This is a genomic window from Bartonella sp. W8167 (assembly GCF_016100335.1).
In the GTDB taxonomy this organism is placed as follows: Bacteria; Pseudomonadota; Alphaproteobacteria; order Rhizobiales; family Rhizobiaceae; genus Bartonella; species Bartonella apis.
Genome location: NZ_JACFSQ010000001.1, coordinates 786,812 through 809,152, shown reverse-complemented (window position 1 = coordinate 809,152; position 22,341 = coordinate 786,812). Strand labels below are relative to the sequence as shown.

The 22,341-nt window shown below is 44.9% G+C and carries 19 protein-coding genes, 2 tRNA genes and 1 pseudogene; 17 read left to right on the top strand and 5 right to left on the bottom strand.

Annotated features, from left to right (window positions below; translation table 11 throughout):
* Positions 1-7: 7 nt before the first annotated feature.
* The 5 genes and pseudogenes from lipB to H3V12_RS03240 all read right to left on the bottom strand — a co-directional run.
* Positions 8-682: pseudogene (gene lipB / locus H3V12_RS03260) on the bottom strand (lipoyl(octanoyl) transferase LipB); the annotation flags it as partial.
* A 772-nt stretch (positions 683-1,454) separates the two neighbouring features.
* The gene (locus H3V12_RS03255) at positions 1,455-2,108 is read right to left on the bottom strand and encodes a TPM domain-containing protein (protein WP_198212761.1); all 654 of its coding nucleotides are present in this window, start codon (positions 2,106-2,108) and stop codon (positions 1,455-1,457) included.
* A complete protein-coding gene (locus H3V12_RS03250) occupies positions 2,102-2,947 on the bottom strand; it encodes a TPM domain-containing protein (protein WP_198212759.1) in 846 nt (281 codons plus the stop codon). Before H3V12_RS03250 ends, H3V12_RS03255 begins: the two co-directional genes overlap by 7 nt.
* Complete coding sequence (locus H3V12_RS03245) at positions 2,944-3,573, bottom strand: LemA family protein (RefSeq protein ID WP_075914602.1); 630 nt, start codon at positions 3,571-3,573, stop codon at positions 2,944-2,946. The genes H3V12_RS03250 and H3V12_RS03245 overlap by 4 nt, the downstream gene beginning before the upstream one ends.
* A gap of 505 nt (positions 3,574-4,078) precedes the next feature.
* Positions 4,079-4,154, bottom strand: a tRNA-Val gene (locus H3V12_RS03240).
* Between the two features lie 239 nt (positions 4,155-4,393).
* On the opposite strand from H3V12_RS03240, the gene H3V12_RS03235 reads away from it, so the two are divergent.
* The 17 genes from H3V12_RS03235 to H3V12_RS03155 all read left to right on the top strand — a co-directional run bounded on the left by H3V12_RS03235 (position 4,394) and on the right by H3V12_RS03155 (position 22,166).
* Positions 4,394-4,470 (top strand) — tRNA-Asp (locus H3V12_RS03235).
* A 576-nt stretch (positions 4,471-5,046) separates the two neighbouring features.
* Positions 5,047-5,412 (top strand): NADH-quinone oxidoreductase subunit A, encoded by a 366-nt coding sequence (locus tag H3V12_RS03230; protein WP_198212757.1) that lies wholly within the window; start codon positions 5,047-5,049, stop codon positions 5,410-5,412.
* A complete protein-coding gene (locus H3V12_RS03225) occupies positions 5,403-5,984 on the top strand; it encodes an NADH-quinone oxidoreductase subunit B (RefSeq protein WP_075870705.1) in 582 nt (193 codons plus the stop codon). The genes H3V12_RS03230 and H3V12_RS03225 overlap by 10 nt, the downstream gene beginning before the upstream one ends.
* A gap of 14 nt (positions 5,985-5,998) precedes the next feature.
* Entirely contained in the window at positions 5,999-6,610 is a 612-nt protein-coding gene (locus H3V12_RS03220) for an NADH-quinone oxidoreductase subunit C (protein WP_198213764.1), read from the top strand.
* Positions 6,611-6,718: 108 nt separating this feature from the next.
* Complete coding sequence (locus H3V12_RS03215) at positions 6,719-7,909, top strand: NADH-quinone oxidoreductase subunit D (protein WP_198212755.1); 1,191 nt, start codon at positions 6,719-6,721, stop codon at positions 7,907-7,909.
* Positions 7,909-8,568 (top strand): NADH-quinone oxidoreductase subunit NuoE, encoded by a 660-nt coding sequence (gene nuoE / locus H3V12_RS03210; protein WP_198212753.1) that lies wholly within the window; start codon positions 7,909-7,911, stop codon positions 8,566-8,568. Before H3V12_RS03215 ends, nuoE begins: the two co-directional genes overlap by 1 nt.
* A 103-nt stretch (positions 8,569-8,671) precedes the next feature.
* Positions 8,672-9,979 (top strand): NADH-quinone oxidoreductase subunit NuoF, encoded by a 1,308-nt coding sequence (gene nuoF, locus H3V12_RS03205; protein WP_075870701.1) that lies wholly within the window; start codon positions 8,672-8,674, stop codon positions 9,977-9,979.
* A 53-nt stretch (positions 9,980-10,032) separates the two neighbouring features.
* Positions 10,033-12,102, top strand: a complete 2,070-nt coding sequence (nuoG, locus tag H3V12_RS03200) for an NADH-quinone oxidoreductase subunit NuoG (RefSeq protein WP_198212751.1) — start codon at positions 10,033-10,035, stop codon at positions 12,100-12,102.
* A gap of 24 nt (positions 12,103-12,126) precedes the next feature.
* Positions 12,127-13,173: an NADH-quinone oxidoreductase subunit NuoH gene (nuoH, locus tag H3V12_RS03195; RefSeq protein WP_075870699.1), complete on the top strand. Its 1,047-nt coding sequence runs from the start codon at positions 12,127-12,129 to the stop codon at positions 13,171-13,173.
* Positions 13,174-13,184: 11 nt separating this feature from the next.
* Entirely contained in the window at positions 13,185-13,676 is a 492-nt protein-coding gene (gene nuoI / locus H3V12_RS03190) for an NADH-quinone oxidoreductase subunit NuoI (RefSeq protein WP_075870698.1), read from the top strand.
* Between the two features lie 99 nt (positions 13,677-13,775).
* Entirely contained in the window at positions 13,776-14,396 is a 621-nt protein-coding gene (locus H3V12_RS03185) for an NADH-quinone oxidoreductase subunit J (protein WP_075870697.1), read from the top strand.
* Between the two features lie 13 nt (positions 14,397-14,409).
* Complete coding sequence (nuoK, locus tag H3V12_RS03180) at positions 14,410-14,718, top strand: NADH-quinone oxidoreductase subunit NuoK (protein ID WP_075870696.1); 309 nt, start codon at positions 14,410-14,412, stop codon at positions 14,716-14,718.
* Between the two features lie 6 nt (positions 14,719-14,724).
* Complete coding sequence (gene nuoL / locus H3V12_RS03175; protein WP_075870695.1) at positions 14,725-16,689, top strand: NADH-quinone oxidoreductase subunit L; 1,965 nt, start codon at positions 14,725-14,727, stop codon at positions 16,687-16,689.
* On the top strand, positions 16,689-18,158 hold the full coding sequence (locus H3V12_RS03170) for an NADH-quinone oxidoreductase subunit M (RefSeq protein WP_075870694.1): 1,470 nt from the start codon (positions 16,689-16,691) through the stop codon (positions 18,156-18,158). Before nuoL ends, H3V12_RS03170 begins: the two co-directional genes overlap by 1 nt.
* Before the next feature lie 14 nt (positions 18,159-18,172).
* A complete protein-coding gene (gene nuoN / locus H3V12_RS03165) occupies positions 18,173-19,630 on the top strand; it encodes an NADH-quinone oxidoreductase subunit NuoN (RefSeq protein ID WP_075870693.1) in 1,458 nt (485 codons plus the stop codon).
* A gap of 5 nt (positions 19,631-19,635) precedes the next feature.
* Positions 19,636-20,433 (top strand): biotin--[acetyl-CoA-carboxylase] ligase, encoded by a 798-nt coding sequence (locus H3V12_RS03160; protein WP_198212749.1) that lies wholly within the window; start codon positions 19,636-19,638, stop codon positions 20,431-20,433.
* Between the two features lie 56 nt (positions 20,434-20,489).
* On the top strand, positions 20,490-22,166 hold the full coding sequence (locus H3V12_RS03155) for a ribonuclease J (protein WP_198212747.1): 1,677 nt from the start codon (positions 20,490-20,492) through the stop codon (positions 22,164-22,166).
* Positions 22,167-22,341: the final 175 nt, after the last annotated feature.

Here is a 22,341-nt window from a genome sequence, read left to right as displayed (position 1 = left end):
TTGCAACCTAAGGTTTTACAGAAATTGTGGCGCCAAATATTCTTTCAAACGTTTGTCTCAGGACAATGTCAACATCTGCCATGGTGACGGGCAGACCAAGATCAACAAAACTAGTCACACCATGATCCGATATCCCGCAAGGAACAATTCCAGCATAATGTGACAAATTCGGTTCAACGTTTAACGCAATCCCATGAAAACTTACCCACTTGCGCAAACGTATTCCTATTGCCGCAATCTTGTCTTCCGCCGGCTCGTTTTTAATTGTCGACGGCCGGTCGGGACGCACAACCCACACGCCCACGCGATCTTCCCGACGTTCACCTTTGATATTGAATTCGGCCAGAGTTTGGATGATCCATTCTTCCAACGCCCCTATAAAAGCACGGACATCTTCTTTGCGACGTTTCAGGTCAAGCATGACATAAATTACACGTTGTCCTGGTCCATGATAGGTAAATTCTCCCCCACGTCCGGTTTGATAAACCGGAAACCGGTCAGGTGTTAAAAGATCACTTTTTTTGGCGCTTGTACCGGCCGTGTATACAGGCGGGTGCTCCAATAACCAAATTCGTTCACGAGCGTCTCCGGAAGCTATTCTGGCAATTCTCTTTTCCATTTCTTCGAGAGCAAACGGATATAGAACTAGCTCGTCGCTTATGACCCATTCTACGGGCGGGGAAGCTTTTGTCGGTAAAAAATGGTGATCTAGGTTTTGTCGGATTATATTGTTCATCATATCCAGCCGCGAAAAATTTTTCCACGATAATTTATTAGCCTATGAAACTTAAATCAAGGAATTAGATAGTCGGAGATTGAAGGATTAGGACAATAGAGTGAATTGTAATATGTTAAAAATTATTAATTTTTAAATTTACTCTCTAATTATAACAAGGTAATTTAATAAAATGTAAATAATAATTCATATAATTTATATTATTGGAAATATTAATAGAATTTAGAATATACCATAGAATATATTTTAAATTCAAGAAATACATAAGTTTAAATGTGTTCTTTAACGTTACAGAAAAATATCTGAATTGATCAAACAGTTTTTCCTGTAAAGCGTTTTTTCCGGTTTGCAAATCGGAATATAGAATACCACAAATGTGAAGCCTGGTTGCTTCAACGGACGAGGTTAGACGAGGAAGGTGCAATATCATAATTAGTGTTACGGTTGGCAAAAAAACAAACCGTTGGCGTACAACTGCTTAATATTAATTCGTACCGACACTGCGATCTCTGTTTACCAAATTCGGGTTTATTCTATCTATAAATTTAATGAAAAAGTTGGTGTTTTTTATGAATAACGATATAAGAGCCGAGAGCAAAGAATAAGCCCATGACAATGAATAAAATTGGAGTGGGGGCACAGGCTTGATAGCGTAGCAAACTATCTTGAAACAAACATACGGACAATAACGAATATCTGAAAGACAAATAAAGAGTTATCAGAGTTCAACAATATGGTCAGGCAATTCGTTATCTATATGGCTGCTTTCCGGAAAATAGCACGTTAGTATTTCACCAGACTTTTTTATCGCTTCCAAAAAAGCTTCGGTAAGTTCTCTATTTCGTGCCTTTTCCATCATGCCTTTAACGATCGCGTTCCATGTTTCCGGTGGTACTTTTTCCGAAATCTTTGTGTCAGCTATAACCTCGGCATAATGTTCCGCTTCTGAAATAAACAAGAGAATCCCGGTACGTTTTTTTGTCCGGTTGATATTTTGCGCCAGAAATTGACGCATAGCATTTTCGTGACAAATACGATTTTTAATCGAAGCGGGAGTTATTGCCAATCTTAAAGCCGGAATAATGGACAGATAGAATAAGCCTAAAAGATGTATGGTAAGAAAAATTGACGCGAAATAATGAAGCGGAATGTCATACCGCCAAAAACGCAGACAATAAGCAACTATGATCGAACAGAAAAAGACAAAGACAGTCCACATAAAAAACGAAATAATAAAATAGCTGTCGCTTCCTTTTGTAAATACAGCAAAAATTTCACCGCTGGTTGTTTTTTCGGCAGAATGAATTGCAGCGCTGATTCTATCGCGTTCAATCACATCCGATAAAGCCTGTTTATCCATTGATATTACCATCTTCCTGATGCGCCTCCGCCGCCAGACGAACCACCGCCGCCTCCGAATCCTCCATCGAAGCCGCCAGATCCCCCGCCGAAACCTCCTCCGAATCCTCCACCGCGACCCGATCCGAGAAACCAAAGTACAAAGACGATACCGAGCCAGCGATAGCGTCCAGGGCCAACTTTCGTTCCGAAAATTGAAGCCAGTATCGGAAGTACGACAAAGATGAAAAACACAATGAAAGTTATGGCATTGGCTATTAAATCCTGTTTTTGCTGCTGCTCGATCTTCTCCTGTTCGATTTGCTGGTAAGCTTTTATCCGGGAATCAAAGTCGGCTTTACTCCCTGTTAGAATGTCTTCGATTGCGTTGACGCCTTCACTTATTCCCCTATCAAAATTCCCATTCCTGAAATTTGGTATGATTATCGCATTAATAACAGTTGAAGACAGAGCGTCTGTAAGTATCGCTTCCAGTCCATATCCAACTTCAATTCGTACTTCCCGTTCATTCGGCGCTACTACCAATAGTACGCCGTTGTTTATTTGCTTTTGCCCCAAAGCCCAATGTCTGAATAAGCCGTTTGCATAAGTTTCTATATCGTAGCCGTAAAGGCTAGGAAGAGTGGCTACAACGATCTGGTCACCCGTCTTTTGCTCAAGTGACGCTAGCTTGGTACCAAGAGATGTTTTTGTTTCAGGACTAAGTAAATGCGCATTGTCGACGATGCGATTCGATAGTTCGGGGAAATTCAAGCCACCTGAAGAGGCATTGGATAAAGTCCAAACAGAACTAAAGGCCAATATTATGAAGAAAATTATCCTTATGAAAACTGGCCTAGGTAAAAGAATCATTTGTTGAACTCAACCTTGGGGGCTTTTTCGGCGGCCTCTTCGATTGAAAATGTGGGCATTGGTTTTGCATCACGATACCATAACCACGTCCATATCATAGTCGGCATCGTCTTGAGAGCTGTGTTATAGACACGCACTGCTTCGATATAATCTCGTCTTGCTACCGCAATGCGATTCTCGGTCCCCTCAAGCTGCGATTGTAATGCAAGAAAATTCTGATTCGCTTTTAGATCAGGATAGTTTTCAGCAACAGCCATCAAGCGGGACAATGCTCCCGTCAGATTGGACTGATTATTGATAAATTGTTGCATAGCTTCGGGGTTGTTGAGCATATCGGCGTTGATATTTGTTTGCGTTGCTTTCGCACGCGCCTCTACAACGCCGGTCAACACAGCCTGTTCATGTTGAGCATATCCCTTAACGGTTTCGACAAGGTTTGGAATCAGATCGGACCGCCGTTGATATTGATTTAATACTTCACTCCAAGCGGCATGTGCTTTTTCCTCATTGGTTGGAATTGTATTGAAACCGCAGCCTGCCAATACTGGAAGAAAAAGAGAGATCAATAAAAAGATAAAAGGCAATTTGACCGAATTTCGGTCGTCAACGAGATGAACGGCTTGCATAAAATCTTCTCCGAATATGAACACCATATTGATGCAGATAGGAAAAACTTCCCCTTCGGAAAGAGCTTTTGAAAAATTTTATGGCTTTTTTTTGAGACATTACGAACGACTCGTAAAAATTCACCCTTTAAATTGGTTAAAACCGGAAAATTGTTGAGTCTTACTGCATCACAGTACGAATGGTCCTGACAGAGCGCATTAACTGCAACGGTACCCCTTTGATAGCGAGACAGTCAGGTTATGATTCACCACTTCGTCGTGTATTGAAATGCTATGGAGATACGTGGAAACAGCTTACATGCGGAAAAAGTTATCCTGTTGACCTCGCTGTTATTATATCAGTTACCTTCATTAAGGAGTTGGAAAGTCACCAGAGACCGACAGTCATTACAACATGACGAGGGGGGGCAGGAATTCAATTAGGTGCGACAAACGATACAATTTTCCAAACGTCTGCGCTCAATAGATTTGATAAGCCAGTTAGTAAAAGGATGAAAATGGAGAATGGTAGGCGATGAGAGACTCGAACTCCCGACATCCTCGGTGTAAACGAGGCGCTCTACCAGCTGAGCTAATCGCCCGCCGTTACCGTGGGTTGGTAACAACTGACGCACTCTTTAGGCAAAACTTTTGCTAAACGCAAGAGAAAGATGACACTTAAAATAGATTTTTTGCTTAATTTTTTTTGGCGACGCTGTTTTTCCACGTTTTTCGCGAAAAAAACAATTTTTGTGAAAAAACTATCTGCTTGTCGCTTGACAGATGCAAGCGAACACCTTAAACGACCGCACACAGTCACAATGACTGAACTGAAAAGTGCGCGGGTGTAGCTCAGTTGGTTAGAGCGCCGGCCTGTCACGCCGGAGGTCGCGGGTTCGAGTCCCGTCACTCGCGCCATTTTTCAGATGGCTATTTTAGCTGATCATGGCTAATGTTTGACTTTTTGTTTAGATAGTCAAAGCCTTCGTTTTATTCTTTATTGCTCCCCCCTGATTTTTGATTAAACTTTTAATAGGTATGAGTTTGTATTTGGCTCTCCTGATAGTGAACCTGATGTCGAATGGCATATGGTGGTATAATTTGTGCCATTTTGGTCCAAAAGTGACGTAAATATTATCGTTCGCTAAAACGTGACTGAATGAATAAAAGATGAATTGTTTGAATTTTAGAGCGGAATAATCGCTGTAAAAAATATCCCAATATATTGTTTTTCAATTATTTTTTTCAGAATTGATCACTGTTATACAAACCTATGCTTGTAAAACTCGTTCTGGATTTTGCACAACTTACGATTTTATGATAGCGTTTGCTATTGCGTAAGAGCGTTTGGTGGGGTAACGCTTAACGCAGATTTTATCGCACGGCATGCCCTTTAAGCTGCACGGGCGGGATTAACTTACAAGCCGGTTTTGCTACGTTTCAGGTAGACTCCGGTAGTGTTAGTTCAGCACCTTTTAAAGGCAGAAGTGGACCATGACCGATCTGATAAGTTCTTATTTGCCAGTATTGATTTTTATAATCGTGTCGGCGTTGATCGCCGGTATACTGTTGATAATGCCTTATATCGTGGCGTATCGTTCTCCCGATCCGGAAAAACTTTCAGCATATGAGTGCGGATTTAATTCCTTTGATGACGCACGTATGAAGTTTGATATTAGATTTTATCTGGTTTCCATTCTGTTTATTATTTTCGACTTAGAAGTTGCGTTTCTATTTCCTTGGGCTGTGTCAATCGATGCGGTCGGTATGTTCGGTTTTGTTTCTATGTTGGTGTTTTTGGCCGTATTGACCGTCGGCTTTATTTATGAGTGGAAAAAAGGAGCACTTGAATGGGATTGATTCATGACAATTCGACACTGGTTGCTCCCAAACCAAAAGGTATTATAGACCCGAATACGGGGAAATTGATCGGTTCGGATGACGAATTTTTCAATAATATCAGCGGTGAACTTTCGGATAAAGGTTTTCTGGTAACCTCTGTAGATGCACTTGTTACCTGGGCACGTACCGGTTCGTTGATGTGGATGAGCTTTGGCCTTGCGTGTTGCGCGATCGAGTTAATGCAATGCTCGATGCCGCATTATGATAATGAACGTTTTGGTTACGCTCCACGCGCCTCACCGCGCCAATCAGATGTGATGATGGTGGCAGGAACCTTGACAAACAAAATGGCACCGGCGTTGCGTAAGGTTTACGACCAGATGCCGGAACCTCGCTACGTTATTTCTATGGGCTCATGCGCCAATGGAGGAGGGTATTATCATTACTCGTATTCTGTTGTACGCGGATGTGACCGTATAGTGCCAGTTGATATCTATATTCCTGGTTGTCCTCCAACGGCAGAAGCTCTCCTTTATGGAGTTTTATTGCTGCAAAAAAAGATACGTCGCACCGGTTCTATTGAACGGTGAGGGGAGAGCAAGTGATGAATAGTGAAGCGCTTAAGGAATTGCAGTCTTATCTCGCAGAACGGTTGGAGAGTGTAATTGATGAGTCTGTTTTTGCTTATAATGAATTGACCATTGTAGCTAAACTTGACGCCATTACTGATGTCCTTTCCCTCCTTAAGGACGATTCACATTGTCAGTTTGTCGGTCTTGTCGACATTTGCGGTGTTGATTTTCCCGAGAGGGAAAAACGTTTCGACGTCGTTTATCATTTATTGTCTCCTCGTCATAATTTACGTTTGCGCGTAAAAGTACGCACCGACGAAGATACTCCCGTTCCTTCTGCGTGCAGTGTTTATCCGGGGGCGGAATGGTATGAGAGAGAAGCTTACGACATGTATGGCATCTTGTTTTCGGGCCATCCGGATTTGCGTCGTATTTTGACGGATTACGGCTTTGAAGGGCACCCCTTACGCAAGGATTTTCCGACGTCGGGTTTTGTCGAGTGTAGATATGATAATGAATTAAAACGGGTTATTTATGAGCCGGTTGTGCTTCGTCAGGAAATGCGAAATTTTGATTTCATGTCGCCTTGGGAAGGGACAGACTATGTATTGCCGGGCGACGAGAAGGCCAGAGGAGCAAAATGAAATTGCAGACGTGTTTCCCGGGCATAAGTAGTCGTGATTTTGGTCGAAAACCTATTACTGTAATAGACAGGGTAGTTGTTGAATTGCAGCAAGGTAAAGGAGCAGGCCGTGGCTGAGGTCAATGTCCGTAATTTCAATATAAATTTTGGTCCGCAACATCCTGCTGCGCACGGTGTTTTGCGTATGGTGCTGGAACTTGATGGAGAAATAGTCGAACGCGTCGATCCTCATATCGGGCTTCTCCATCGCGGCACCGAAAAGCTTATGGAAACAAAAACCTATTTGCAAGCGACACCATATCTTGATCGGTTGGATTATGTTGCTCCAATGAATCAGGAGCACGCGTTTGTGCTTGCAGTCGAAAAATTGCTTGGTATTGAAGTTCCAAAGCGCGGTCAGCTCATTCGCGTACTTTTTTCGGAAATCGGTCGTATTCTCAATCATTTATTGAATGTCACGACGCAGGCTATGGATGTAGGCGCTTTGACTCCGCCGCTCTGGGGGTTCGAGCAGCGCGAAAAACTTATGATTTTTTATGAGCGCGCCTGTGGAGCAAGGTTGCACGCGAATTATTTTCGTCCCGGCGGGGTGCATCAGGATTTGCCGGAAAAACTGGTTGAAGATATCGGAAAATTTATTGATCCCTTTCTAGTCGCTTTGGATAAGCTTGATGCTCTTGTTACTCCAAACCGTATTTTTAAACAACGCAATGTCGACATCGGTGTAGTCAAGATTGAAGATGCGTGGGTGCGTGGATTTTCAGGTGTGATGGTCCGGAGTGCCGGGGTTCCGTGGGATTTGCGGAAGAGCCAACCCTATGAATGCTATGACGAAATGGACTTTGATATTCCGGTGGGGAAAAATGGCGATTGTTATGATCGTTATTTGATCCGTATGGAAGAAATGCGCCAGTCTGCACGTATAATGCGTCAATGTGTAGAGCGTTTGTTAAGCACTGAAAAAGACGGTCCGGTTTTGGCAGAAGATCATAAAGTTACGCCGCCCAGAAGAGCGGCAATGAAAAGTTCAATGGAGTCTCTTATCCATCATTTCAAACTTTATTCTGAAGGTTTTCATGTTCCCGCGGGTGAGGTCTATGCTGCAGTAGAGGCACCTAAAGGTGAATTTGGCGTGTACCTTGTTTCGGAAGGTAAAAACAAGCCTTATCGTGTGAAATTACGTGCGCCTGGTTATGCGCATTTGCAAGCGATGGATTTTTTAACGCGTGGACATATGCTTGCGGATGTTACAGCAATCTTGGGTTCTATTGATATTGTTTTCGGGGAGGTCGATCGCTGATGACTGTGCGCCGTCTTGCCAATGAAGCCGTCCAACCTGCTTCTTTTTCCTTTAATAAAGAGAACTTGAAATGGGCAGAGAAGACTATTGCCAAATATCCTGAGGGACGACAGAGGTCTGCTGTCATCCCGTTATTGATGCGCGCTCAGGAGCAAGAAGGGTGGGTGACCCGTGCAGCAATAGAATATGTCGCGGATATGCTTTCAATGGCATATATTCGGGTTTTAGAAATAGTGACGTTCTATACGCAGTTCCAACTCAAACCTGTTGGTACAAGGGCGCATGTTCAAGTTTGCGGAACGACACCCTGCATGTTGAGAGGTGCCGGAGAACTGATCAAAGTTTGTAAAAACAAGATCAATGAAGCGCCTTTTGAAACCAACAAAGATGGTACGCTTTCCTGGGAAGAGGTTGAATGTTTGGGTGCTTGTGCAAATGCACCTATGGTTATGATCTTCAAGGATACTTATGAAGATTTAACACCGGAACGTCTGGAAGAAATCATTGATGCATTCGAGGCAGGCAAGGGTGCGTCTATTCCGGTTGGCCCGCAAAATGGTCGAAAAACATCCGAGCCGATTACGGGACTTACTTCATTGTTGGATGGTGACCAGAAAACAACAAAGAGGAAATCGTCCGCAAAAAAAGCGGACGAGTGAGTTATTGCTTGAGGTTAAACTGAGATATTGAATTAGGAAGACTATTAATAAATCAGTTTAAAAAAGTTGAGTAACGTATTGAAACAAAGGAAAAAGGTGAGAAATGCTGGCTGATAGTGATCGCATCTTCACCAATATATACGGTTTAAAGGACAAGTCTCTTAAAGGCGCGATGTCTCGTGGCTGTTGGGACGGTACAAAAGCCATCCTTGAAAAAGGACGCGACTGGATTATTAACGAGATGAAAGCATCCGGTTTGCGTGGGAGAGGTGGTGCCGGTTTTCCGACAGGCATGAAATGGTCGTTCATGCCTAAACAGGATGATGGGCGTCCGCACTATCTGGTTGTCAACGCAGATGAGTCAGAGCCCGGTACCTGTAAGGATCGCGAAATATTGCGTCACGATCCTCATACCTTGATTGAAGGATGCGTAATTGCAACCTTCGCTATGGGGGCGCATACTGCGTTTATTTACGTGCGCGGTGAATATATCCGCGAACGCGAGGCCTTACAGGCAGCAATTGATGAATGCTATGATGCCGGGCTTCTCGGTAAAAAAACAAAACACGGTCATGCTTGCGATATTATCGTTCACCATGGCGCAGGTGCCTACATTTGCGGTGAAGAAACGGCACTTCTTGAAAGTCTGGAAGGTAAGAAAGGACAACCGCGTCTGAAGCCACCTTTTCCTGCCAATATGGGCGTTTATGGCTGCCCCACAACGGTGAACAATGTTGAATCAATTGCGGTTTCGCCGACGATTTTGCGTCGCGGGGCGTCGTGGTTCTCTTCTTTCGGTAGGCCTAACAATGTCGGGACGAAGTTGTTTATGTTCTCCGGACATGTCAATACGCCATGCGTTGTAGAAGAGAGCTTGGGACTAACCTTTCGCGAATTGATAGAAAAACACGCTGGCGGAATTCGCGGCGGTTGGGATAATCTTTTGGCAGTTATTCCGGGTGGCGCATCCTGCCCCGTTGTTCCGGGCGAGAAAATGCCTGAAGCAATCATGGATTTTGACGGCATGAAAGCCATAGGTTCATCGTTTGGTACCGGTGGTGCAATTGTAATGGATAAATCAACAGATATTATCAAGGCGATCTGGCGTATTTCCGCATTCTTCAAACATGAAAGTTGCGGACAATGCACACCGTGCCGTGAGGGTACCGGCTGGATGATGCGGCTTTTGGGACGTATGGTTGAGGGCAGGGCACAAAAGCGTGAAATCGACCTTTTGTTCGATGTTTCAAAACATGTTGAAGGACATACGATTTGTGCTTTGGGCGATGCTGCGGCTTGGCCGGTTCAAGCGTTGATCAGAAATTTCCGTCCGGAAATTGAAAAACGCATTGATGATTATACTCGTAATGCTGTTCAAAGTAAGAATATTGCTTTGGAAGCAGCCGAATAAAAGACGGATTGAAGTTTTAAGGTTAAGCGGTTTTTCCGCGGACTGGAATAACAATGGCGAAGATCAAAATTAACGGAAAAGAGATCGAAGTACCGGATCACTATACGCTTCTTCAGGCTGCAGAGGCAGCGGGCGCAGAGGTTCCACGGTTCTGCTTTCACGAACGTCTTTCGGTCGCTGGCAATTGCCGCATGTGCCTTGTTGAAGTGAAGGGGGGACCGCCCAAGCCAACAGCATCCTGCGCGATGGGTGTCCGCGATTTGCGTCCGGGTCCTAATGGCGAACCACCGGAAATGTTTACCAATACACCGATGGTAAAAAAAGCTCGTGAAGGAGTTATGGAATTTCTCCTTATCAATCACCCGCTTGATTGTCCTATTTGTGATCAGGGTGGCGAATGTGACCTGCAAGATCAGGCCATGGCTTATGGTCATGATTTTTCGCGTTATAAAGAGGATAAGCGGGCCGTCGAAAACAAGTACATTGGTCCTTTGGTTAAAACGGTGATGAATCGTTGTATTCACTGTACAAGATGTGTTCGTTTTACGACAGAAGTTGCCGGTATATCCGAACTCGGATTAATAGGACGTGGTGAAGACGCGGAGATTACAACCTATCTTCAACAGGCAATGACGTCCGAATTGCAGGGCAATGTCATTGATCTTTGTCCTGTCGGCGCATTGACATCTCGCCCTTACGCATTTCATGCCCGTCCGTGGGAACTCACAAAGACGGAAACGATTGATGTAATGGACGCATTGGGCAGTGCCATTCGTGTAGATACGCGTGGTCGTGAAGTCATGCGTATTATGCCCCGTGTCAACGATGATATTAACGAGGAGTGGATTTCGGATAAAACCCGCTTTATTTGGGATGGTTTGCGTACTCAGCGGCTTGACCGGCCTTATGTTCGTAAAGGCGGAAAATTGGTTGAGGCAAGTTGGGGCGAGGCATTTTCGGCAATAAAATCGGCTATCGATTTTGCGTCTCATGATAAGATCGGTGCTGTTGCAGGAGATTTTGCTACCGTCGAAGAGATGTATGCACTGAAACTGCTGTTGAAATCGCTAGGTTCGTCAGCCGTTGATTGTCGGCAGGACGGAAGTGTTTCCTCAAGCGTGACGGGGCGTTCTTCATATATTTTCAATCCGACAATTGCCGGCATTGAAGATGCTGATGCATTGTTGATCATTGGCTCCAATCCGCGATTTGAGGCGGCCGTAATGAATGCGAGAATCCGCAAGCGTGAACGGCAAGGCAATTTCCCGATTGGTCTTATCGGAGACAAGTTGGATTTGCGTTATCCTTACACCTATCTTGGTGCAGGCTCTGATACGCTATCGCAATTGCTTGATGGTAAGAACGAGTTTTTCGAAGTTTTGAAAAAAGCTGAAAAACCGTTAATTCTAGTCGGACAAGCTGCATTGGTGGGGCAAAACGGCGAAGCAATATTGAACGCGATCTCAAAGCTTTGTGACGAAGTCGGAGCATTGTCGGATACATGGAACGGTTTGGGTATTTTGCAAACCGCAGCGTCACGTGTTGGTGGGCTGGATATCGGCTTTTCATCCAATCTCGGCGCTGAAGATATCGTCAAGTCATCCGAGGTGTTATTCCTTCTTGGAGCAGACGAGATAAATCTTGATCAAAAGAAAGGATTTGTCATCTATATCGGTAGCCATGGTGACAATGGTGCGCAAAACGCCGATGTCATTTTGCCAGCTTCGGCCTATACGGAAAAATCAGGTATTTATGTCAATACCGAGGGCCGTGTGCAGATGACTGCGCGTGCTGCATTTGCACCAGGCGAAGCCAAGGATGATTGGGCGATTATCAGAGCCTTATCAGAAGTTCTGGAACATAAGTTGCCGTTTGATTCACTTGCTGACTTACGCAAAAACCTGTTCGAAAATTATCCGCATATGGCCAATATAAACGCCATCAAAGCGGGTGATTACAAAGAGGTAGAAAAGCTCGGTTCGCATCCTGTCAAACTTGGCAAGCAAGCTTTTTCGTCTTTGATAAAAGATTTTTATTTGACTAACCCTATTGCCCGCGCGTCGGCGGTAATGGCTGAGTGTTCAGCCCTAGCAAAAGCTCGACTGACAGAAGCGGCAGAATGAAAGTAGAGAGGAAAAATAAAGACAATGGGTGATTTCTTTATGACCTGGCTGCTTCCCCTGCTGATTATTGTCGGCAAAGCGCTGCTACTTTTGGTGGTTTTATTGATTATCATTGCCTATCTGCTTTATGCAGATAGAAAAATCTGGGCAGCAGTCCAGTTGCGTCGGGGTCCAAATGTTGTCGGGCCTTGGGGGCTGTTCCAGTCATTTGCAGACTTGATCAAGTTCGTCGTCAAGGAGCCAATTATCCCGGCAGGCGCAAATAAGGGTGTATTTTTGCTTGCACCTTTTATTTCTTCAACATTGGCATTGTCTGCTTGGGCAGTGGTGCCGGTCAGTGAAGGTTGGGCAGTTGCAAGTTTAAACATCGGGCTATTGTATATTTTGGCTATATCATCCCTTGAAGTTTATGGCGTTATCATGGGAGGGTGGGCTTCCAACTCGAAATATCCTTTTCTTGGCGCTTTGCGTTCGACTGCCCAGATGGTTTCATATGAGGTTTCGATAGGCTTCGTTCTGGTTACCGTCATTCTGGTGAGTGGTTCACTTGATCTGACAACTATTGTCAATGGTCAGAAAGCCGGCCTTGGTACAAATATCGGATTGCCGTTCAATACATTCCTTGATTGGAATTGGTTGGCGCTGTTTCCGATGTTCATCATCTTCTTCATCTCTGCCTTGGCTGAGACCAATCGTCCACCGTTCGATCTGGTTGAAGCAGAATCCGAACTTGTTGCCGGCCATATGATTGAATATTCCTCGACGCCTTATATGCTGTTCTTCCTTGGCGAATATGTAGCAATCGTCCTTATGTGCGCATTGACTACAATTCTTTTCCTTGGTGGTTGGCTGCCTCCGCTTGATGTTTGGTGGCTCAATTGGGTTCCGGGAATTATCTGGTTTGTATTGAAGGTTTGCTTCGTTTTCTTCTGGTTCGCCATGGTTAAAGCATTCGTTCCCCGTTATCGCTACGACCAGTTGATGAGATTGGGATGGAAAGTATTTCTTCCGATTTCATTGGCAATGGTGGTTATTACGGCGGCCTATTTGAAATTCGTAAGTTTTAGTTGAGGGTGAGGAATATGTCTGGTCTTTTTCAAGCAGCCAAGTCACTTCTTCTGATAGAATTCTGGAGTGCATTCTGGCTTTCCATGCGCCAGTTCGTCGCTCCGAAGCCGACGATCAACTATCCTTACGAAAAGGGAGTCGTATCTCCACGGTTTCGTGGCGAACATGCTTTGCGCCGTTATCCCAACGGTGAAGAGCGTTGCATTGCTTGTAAGCTTTGCGAGGCTATCTGTCCGGCACAGGCAATTACTATCGAGGCTGGTCCTCGTCGTAATGATGGTACACGCCGAACAGTGCGTTACGATATTGATATGGTAAAATGTATTTACTGCGGGTTTTGTCAGGAAGCTTGTCCGGTGGAAGCTATTGTTGAAGGACCGAACTTCGAATTTGCGACTGAAACCCGGGAGGAGCTTTATTATGACAAAGAAAAATTACTTTCGAATGGTGATCGTTGGGAACGCGAAATAGCAAGAAATATTGCTATGGACGCACCCTATCGGTGAGTTTGGAAAAATCTTGCAGTTGCGTTCATTGACGCGACAAAATTTAAATCGACGTAAATATTTTGCGTCAACGTGTTTGGTTTAACTTAGGGGAAACCAATGTTAACAGGTATAGCAGCGGCATTCTTTTATTTGTTCGCTTTCATTATGCTGGCAAGCGCAGTTCTGGTCGTTGCCGCGCGTAATCCGGTGCATTCGGTCTTGTTCTTAATTCTGGCATTTTTTAATGCGGCAGCGTTGTTTATCCTGACCGGTGCGGAATTTCTTGGTCTAATTCTGCTGGTTGTTTATGTGGGTGCAGTTGCTGTTTTATTCTTGTTCGTCGTAATGATGCTTGATGTGGATTTCGCCGAGCTTAAAAGAGGTGCGCTGAAATATGCACCGATTGGCGCTTTGATCGGAATTATTATCGCTGTCGAATTGATAGTCGTTTTTGCAAGTTCGCATTTTTCACCGAACTTGGCCGAGCACGTAACCGAGCCGATGCCGAGTTTAGCGGAACGTACAAATACGCAGGCGTTGGGTGATATCCTCTATACCGATTACGTTTTCTACTTCCAGCTTGCCGGGCTCGTTTTGCTCGTGGCAATGATCGGAGCGATCGTTTTGACATTACATCATCGCTCGGGCGTAAAAAGGCAGTCGATTGCAAAACAAGTTGCACGGATGCCCGAAGATACACTCGAAATTAAAAAAGTTGAATCTGGTAAAGGTATTTAACGGGAAGAATAATATGCACATTGAAATTGCTCACTATCTGACCGTTTCTGCATTGTTGTTCACAATTGGTGTCTTTGGCATTTTTCTGAACAGAAAAAACGTCATTATTATTTTGATGTCGATTGAGCTCATATTGCTTTCAGTCAATTTGAATTTTGTGGCCTTCTCTTCGGTTTTACACGACCTCGTAGGGCAAGTATTTGCGCTTTTTGTGTTAACCGTCGCCGCAGCGGAAGCCGCGATCGGCTTGGCTATTCTGGTTGTATTCTATCGTAATCGCGGTTCGATTGCGGTTGAAGATGTTAACGTGATGAAAGGCTGACGCGTTATGTTTTACGCTATTGTCTTCCTACCAATTCTGGGCTTTTTTATTGCCGGATTAGGTGGAAAAACGTTGGGTGCTCGCGCCGCCGAACTCGTTACTTGCACCTTTATGGTTATCGTCGCTATTTTGTCATGGATAGCGTTTTTCGATATAGCCTTGGGGACAGGTAAAACTGTTGATATACCGATCTTTCATTGGATTTTGGTCGGAGGATTGCAGTTTGACTGGGCACTTCATATTGATGCTCTCACAGCTGTTATGTTGATTGTCGTCAATTCAGTATCGGCATTGGTTCATATATATTCGATCGGATATATGCATTCCGATCCCTCTCGCCCAAGATTTTTTGCCTATCTGTCGTTTTTCACCTTCATGATGTTGATGCTTGTAACCTCGAACAACCTCGTGCAGTTGTTCTTCGGGTGGGAAGGTGTTGGCCTTGCGTCATATCTGCTCATTGGCTTCTGGTACCAACGGCCTTCTGCATGTGCTGCGGCAATCAAGGCATTTGTGGTCAACAGGGTAGGTGATTTCGGGTTCCTTATCGGTGTCTTCAGTATTTTTGTCCTGTTCAAATCAGTTAATTTCAACACGATTTTTGCAAGAGCGGCCGATCCGAGTTTCGTCGAACATATGACTTTCCTGAGTTGGCCGGTGAACGGCGATACAGCGATAACAGTTGCTTGTATTTTCCTGTTTATCGGTGCAATGGCTAAATCAGCCCAGTTTTTCCTGCATACGTGGTTGCCGGACGCTATGGAAGGCCCGACGCCCGTTTCTGCACTTATTCACGCGGCAACGATGGTTACAGCCGGTATCTTTATGGTATCCCGTATGTCGCCGATTTTCGAACTTGCACCCACCACACAGACACTTATCGTTATAATCGGAGCTACAACAGCATTTTTCGCTGCTACTGTCGGGTTGGTACAAAACGATATCAAGAAGGTCATTGCCTATTCTACATGCTCCCAACTTGGATATATGTTCGTTGCTCTGGGTGTCGGTGCATATAGTGCCGGTGTATTCCACCTCTTCACACACGCATTTTTCAAGGCGCTGCTGTTCCTCGGAGCAGGTTCCGTTATTCATGCGGTCTCAGACGAACAGGACATGCGCAAGATGGGTGGGCTAAGGAAATATATTCCGACAACTTACTGGATGATGGTTATCGGGACATTGGCACTTACGGGTGTGGGTATTCCCGGCACAGTCTTCGGTACGGCCGGTTTCTTCTCGAAAGATGGTATTATCGAAGCTGCATTTGCATCGCATAACGTGGCGAGTGGATATGCCTTCTGGCTTCTGGTTATTGCAGCACTCTTCACCAGTTTCTATTCTTGGCGTTTGATTTTTATGACTTTTCATGGAAAACCGCGGGCAACGGCCGACATCATGCATCACGTGCATGAATCGGGACCTGTGATGATTGTTCCGCTCATTATTTTGGCAATCGGTGCAATTTTCGCGGGTGTAATATTCCAACCGTATTTCTCTGGTGAACTCTATGATGCTTTCTGGAAAGGAGCATTGTTTACAGGATCTGAAAACCATATCCTGCATGCAGTTCACTCTGTTCCGGCATGGGTAAAATGGTCTCCATTTATTGTGATGGTAGTCGGTTTCGTATTGGCTTATCTCTTCTACATTGTTTCAACCGCAATACCGAAAGCGTTGGCTAATGCGTTTCCTTTCCTCTACCGTTTTCTACTCAATAAATGGTACTTTGATGAACTCTATAACGTAGTGTTTGTCCGTTCCGCTTTTGCAATCGGTCGTTTCTTCTGGAAGGTCGGTGACGGAAAAATTATTGACGGCCTTGGCCCGAATGGCGTCGCGGCCCGTGTTGTAGACATAACCAATAAGGTGGTTCGTATGCAGACTGGGTATCTGTATCATTACGCATTTGCGATGCTGATCGGTATCGCTGCGCTCATCACCTGGATGATGATCGGGAGCTTAAATTGATGACCGACTGGCCTATTCTTTCTACGGTCACATTTTTGCCGCTTGTTGGCGTTGTTCTGATCCTTTTGATCAAGGACGATGGTGAAACAGCAAAACGCAATATTCGTAATGTGGCGCTTTTTACGACTCTGTTCGTATTTGTATTGTCCCTGATTATCTGGGCAGGTTTCGACAACAGCAATTCTGGCTTCCAGATGGAAGAGAAGATCAGCTGGCTTGGTGGCGGCATCAACTATCATATGGGCGTTGACGGAATTTCGGTTTTATTCGTTGTTCTGTCGGGCTTCTTGATGCCGTTCTGTGTTTTGGCAAGCTGGGAAACAGTCAAGGATCGCCTTAAAGCTTATATGATTGCTTTTCTGCTCCTTGAAGTTGCCGTTGTAGGTGTCTTCTGTGCACTTGACGCAGTGTTGTTCTATGTTTTCTTTGAAGGCAGCTTAATACCGATGTTCATTATCATCGGTGTTTGGGGCGGCCCTAGACGCGTTTACGCAAGCTTGAAATTTTTTCTATACACCTTTCTCGGTTCGGTGTTGATGCTGGTTGCGATTATGGTGATGTATTGGCAAGCCGGTACACTCGATATTCCAACGCTTCTGCACTATAAATTTCCTGCGCATATGCAATTCTGGTTATGGTTCGCATTCTTCGCTTCATTTGCTGTGAAGCTACCTATGTGGCCGGTTCATACATGGTTGCCGGATGCGCACGTTGAAGCACCGACTGCCGGATCGGTTATTTTGGCAGGCATTCTTCTAAAACTTGGCGGCTATGGTTTTATACGTTTTTCGTTGCCAATGTTTCCGGTTGCTTCTGCAGATTTGGCACCATTTGTTTTCACGCTTTCGCTTATTGCAATTATCTACACCTCGCTCGTTGCTCTTGTTCAGGAAGATATGAAAAAGCTGATTGCTTATTCTTCGGTTGCGCATATGGGTTATGTAACGATGGGTATTTTTGCTGCGAACGAGCAAGGTATCGAGGGTGCCATTTATCAAATGCTTTCTCATGGCATCGTATCTGCCGCACTGTTTCTGTGCGTTGGCGTCATTTATGACCGCATGCACACAAGAGAGATCGCTGCGTTTGGTGGCCTTGCCAACAATATGCCAAAATACGCCGTCGCTTTCATGGTCTTCACAATGGCGAATATAGCACTGCCCGGAACATCCGGTTTTCTCGGTGAATTTCTGACTTTGATCGGCGTATTCCAGGTCAATAGTTGGGTTGCGGTCATTGCAACGACCGGTGTCATTTTGTCGGCGTCTTATGCTCTCTATCTCTATCGTCGTGTTATCTTTGGAAAACTCGACAAAGAAAGCTTGAAGACGCTTCTTGATTTATCGCCGCGGGAGAAATTCATTCTCTATCCGATGATTATTCTTACCGTATTTTTTGGTTTCTATCCGACGCCCATTCTCAACACGACTGCGGCGGCTGTAGAAGCGCTTGTTAACCAGCTGCACTAAAGAGGCGAATGTCCATGCATACTGATTTAATGGCTCAATTGCCGCTGATATTTCCCGAACTCCTCGTTGCTTTGGGGGCTTTGGTGCTGCTTTTGGTTGGCGTATACTCTGGCACACGTTCCTATGTGACGATCACCGGCTTATCTGTCGCACTTTTGGTTGCGACGATATTCGTGATTATTTTGTCGCCAAAAGATAGTGCATTTGCTACCAACGCTCTCATTATTGATGATTTTGCGCGTTACATGAAAGTACTTATGTTGGCAGGTGCAATATTCACGTTGATAATGTCGGTCGGGTTTGCCCGCTCTGACAAGCTCGCAAAATTCGAGTATCCGATTCTCATGCTTTTTGCCGTTCTCGGTATGATGTTCATGATTTCTGCCGGAAACATGCTCACACTCTATATGGGGTTGGAACTCCATTCGCTTGCTCTTTATGTGCTTGCCGCATTCAATCGCGATAATGTCAAATCATCCGAGGCAGGTTTAAAATATTTTGTGCTTGGTGCTTTGTCGTCAGGTATGCTGCTATACGGTATCACGTTGATTTACGGCTTCACCGGTCAGATCGGTTTCCACGAGCTTGCAACTGTTCTTAATGGTCAAGTACCCCAGCTTGGTGTTATATTCGGCATAGTTTTTGTTCTTGCGGGACTCGCCTTCAAGATTTCGGTTGTTCCTTTCCATATGTGGACACCGGATGTGTATGAAGGGGCGCCAACCCCCATCACTGCGTTTTTTGCAAGTGCTCCGAAAGTTGCAGCGATGGCACTTATTATCCGTGTTATAGTCGAAGCATTTATGCCGCTTTCCGGTGTACATGGAGCATTGTCCGCATGGCAACAAATACTGGTGTTCATGTCGATTGCCTCCATGATTTTAGGTGCTTTTGCTGCAATAGGGCAGGCTAATATCAAGCGTCTGATGGCTTATTCGTCAATCAGCCATATGGGCTACGCACTTGTCGGTCTTTCAGCTGGAACAGCGTTCGGCGTTGAAGGCGTTATCCTTTATATGACGGTTTATGTTGCAATGATCTTGGGATCTTTTGCATTTATACTCGGCATGCGCACGCGTGATGGAAATGTAGAGAGCATATATGATCTTGCAGGGCTTGCAAAAAATAACCCGTTTATGGCTTCGGTTATGACAGTTATGTTGTTCTCGTTGGCAAGTGTTCCACCTATGGCCGGATTTTTCGCTAAGTGGTATACATTTTCCGCTGCTGTTTATGCCGGATTGATACCGCTCGTTGTTATCGGTATGATCGCTTCGGTAATCAGTGCATTCTACTATCTGCGTGTGATAAAAATCATGTGGTTTGATGATGCACAACAAGCGAGCTTCCTGCCATTAACGAGCGAGCTTAAATTTGTTCTCACAATAACCGGCATATTTGTATTGTTTTATATCTTCTTTGGCATCTATCTTTCACCTCTGGCCGAGCAGGCAGCTGCATCGCTTTTTTAAGAAAGATGCAGTTTTCTCTTTCTCGAATTGCTAAAGAACATCAGTATAAGGTGGAGTCCTACGAGAGTGTGGACTCCACCAATCGTGTTGCTTTAGCTAAAGCACAAGATGATGAAGATAGGCTTTGGATTGTTTCCGATGAACAGACGGCGGGTAGAGCCCGGAGAGGCCGCCAATGGAGTAGTCCTAAAGGCGACTTATATGCGAGCTTGCTTCTTACGCGCAATATAGCTCCGGAAAACGCTGCCGAGCTCGGATTTGTAGCGGGTGTTTCTTTAGCCGAAGCAGTTAAAAATGTTCTCGCACATAATAGAGTGGCAAGTGATATCGTAACGCTGAAATGGCCTAACGATATGTTGTTAAAAGATGCAAAAGTATCGGGAATATTGCTTGAACTCCAGCACCTACCCCAATCGCGATACGCTGTGGTTGTTGGTATCGGGGTCAATATAATCCATGTTTACAAGGACGCTCCCTATGCAACTGAAGCGGTAGGAAATATGGGCGTAAAAACCAATAGTGCCGAGGTTTTTGAATTGCTCAGCACATTTTGGGCAGAAAATTATGACTTATACCTCTCACCCAATGGACGCGAAATAATTCGGAAAAAGTGGCTTGGCTATGCAGCCCACTTGGGCGAAGAACTTACAATCACGGGCAATAGCCGCGTCATTAAAGGAATTTTTTCCGGACTCGATGAAAAATTTAATTGCATCGTTACAGATTGCCACGGCGTTGAAACAAAGGTCTCCGCGGGCGATGTCCATTTCGGCAACGTTGCATCTTTGAATGCAGAACGTTAATAAGACTATAAGTCGGATAAATAAATATCGGAAAGCCGGATATCAGGGAGTCCCTCATGGCATCGCGTAAAAAAAATGATTTGGTTTTTTTACCTCTTGGGGGTGTAGGCGAGATTGGTATGAATCTCGGCGTCTATGGCTACGGTCCTGAAGACAACCGGCAATGGTTGATAGTTGATCTTGGCGTAAGTTTCGGCGGCCCTGAACTTCCGGGTGTTGACCTTGTGATGCCGGACGTCACGTTTCTTGAAAACGAACGACCCAATATATTGGGATTAGTCGTGACTCACGGGCATGAAGATCATTTTGGCGCGATATTGGATTTATGGCCGAAATTAAAAATTCCGGTCTACTGCACGGCATTTACAGCCGGATTGTTAGATACGAAACGAGAACTCGATTACAGTTCCTATGATGTGCCGGTTACAATTTTCAAAGCCGGCGACCAATTTGAACTTGGGCCGTTCTCGCTCGAAGCGATAGCTGTCGCGCATTCTATTCCTGAAGCGGTTTCGTTGGCAATCAAAACACCTCTTGGCACAGTTATTCACACTGGCGACTGGAAGATCGATATTGAACCATCACTGGGGTTACCGACTGATGAGAAACGTTTTAGAGAACTGGGGGATGATGGCGTACTTGCTCTTGTTTGTGACTCAACAAACGCGATGCGCGAAGGTGTTTCGCCAACAGAGCATGATGTTTCAAACAGTTTGGCCGAGATAATCTCCAACGAAAAAGGGCGCGTTGCAGTTACGACATTTTCGTCCAATGTCGGGAGAATTCTTTCGATAGCGCGCGCAGCCAAAGAGGCAGGACGTCAGGTATTGCTGGTTGGCCGTTCAATAAAACGCAGCGTCAGCGTCGCTGAAGAACTCGGCTATCTTGACGGCATTGATGCGTTTCTCAGTGAAGAAGACTATCCCTATATCCCGCGTGATAAAATTGTTATGGTTCTGACGGGAAGTCAGGGAGAGCAAAGAGCAGCCCTATCAAAATTATCGCGCGATGAAATGCGCTCGCTGGCGTTGACTGCCGGTGATACCGTGATCTATTCATCCCGAAGTATTCCCGGAAATGAAAGAGCTATTATTGATACCCAAAATCGCTTGACCGATATGGGCGTAAAAATAATTACCGATCACGACGCCCTCGTTCACGTTTCAGGGCATCCGCGGCGTAGTGACCTTAAGAAAATGTACGAATGGGTGAAACCGGATATTTTGGTTCCCGTTCACGGAGAAGCACTTCATCTTGCCGCACAGACTGCATTGGGCCGTCAGGTTGGTATCAAGCGTGTAGCTGAAATACGCAACGGTGACATGTTGAAATTGGCGCCCGAGCCAGTGGAAGTTATTGATGAAGTTCCGGTTGGTCTAATCTATAAGGATGGAAATCTTATTGGCAATGAAGACGAACTTGGCATTAGTGAGCGTCGTAAATTAAGTTATGTAGGCCAGGTTTCAGCATCATTTCTCCTGGATAAGCACTACAATTTGGCAGATGTACCTGAAGTTGTTAGCTTCGGTTTACCTGAAACAGATGACGAGGGTAATCTCATTGACGAGATTATCACGGATACAATCGAAACCACGATCGATAGTATTCCGCGAGCCAAGCGTAAAGACGATGACTTGCTACGCGAAGCTGTACGGCGTGCAATCAGGGCGGAAGTAAACGAAATATGGGGCAAAAAGCCGGTTTGCGCAGTCTTCATGAATCGCTTGAAGTGAATGCTCTAATCAAGGAGATCCAAGGGCAAATTTTTCGTCAAATAATAATCGTGTAAGAAATTGCTCTGGCAGTAATATTTTCTACTGCAATCAGAAATATTCCTTAAAGGGATTGTCGTCGCAATCACAATAATCAAGTTGGCGGATACCTGAAAACACATTTTTAGCAAAAAGC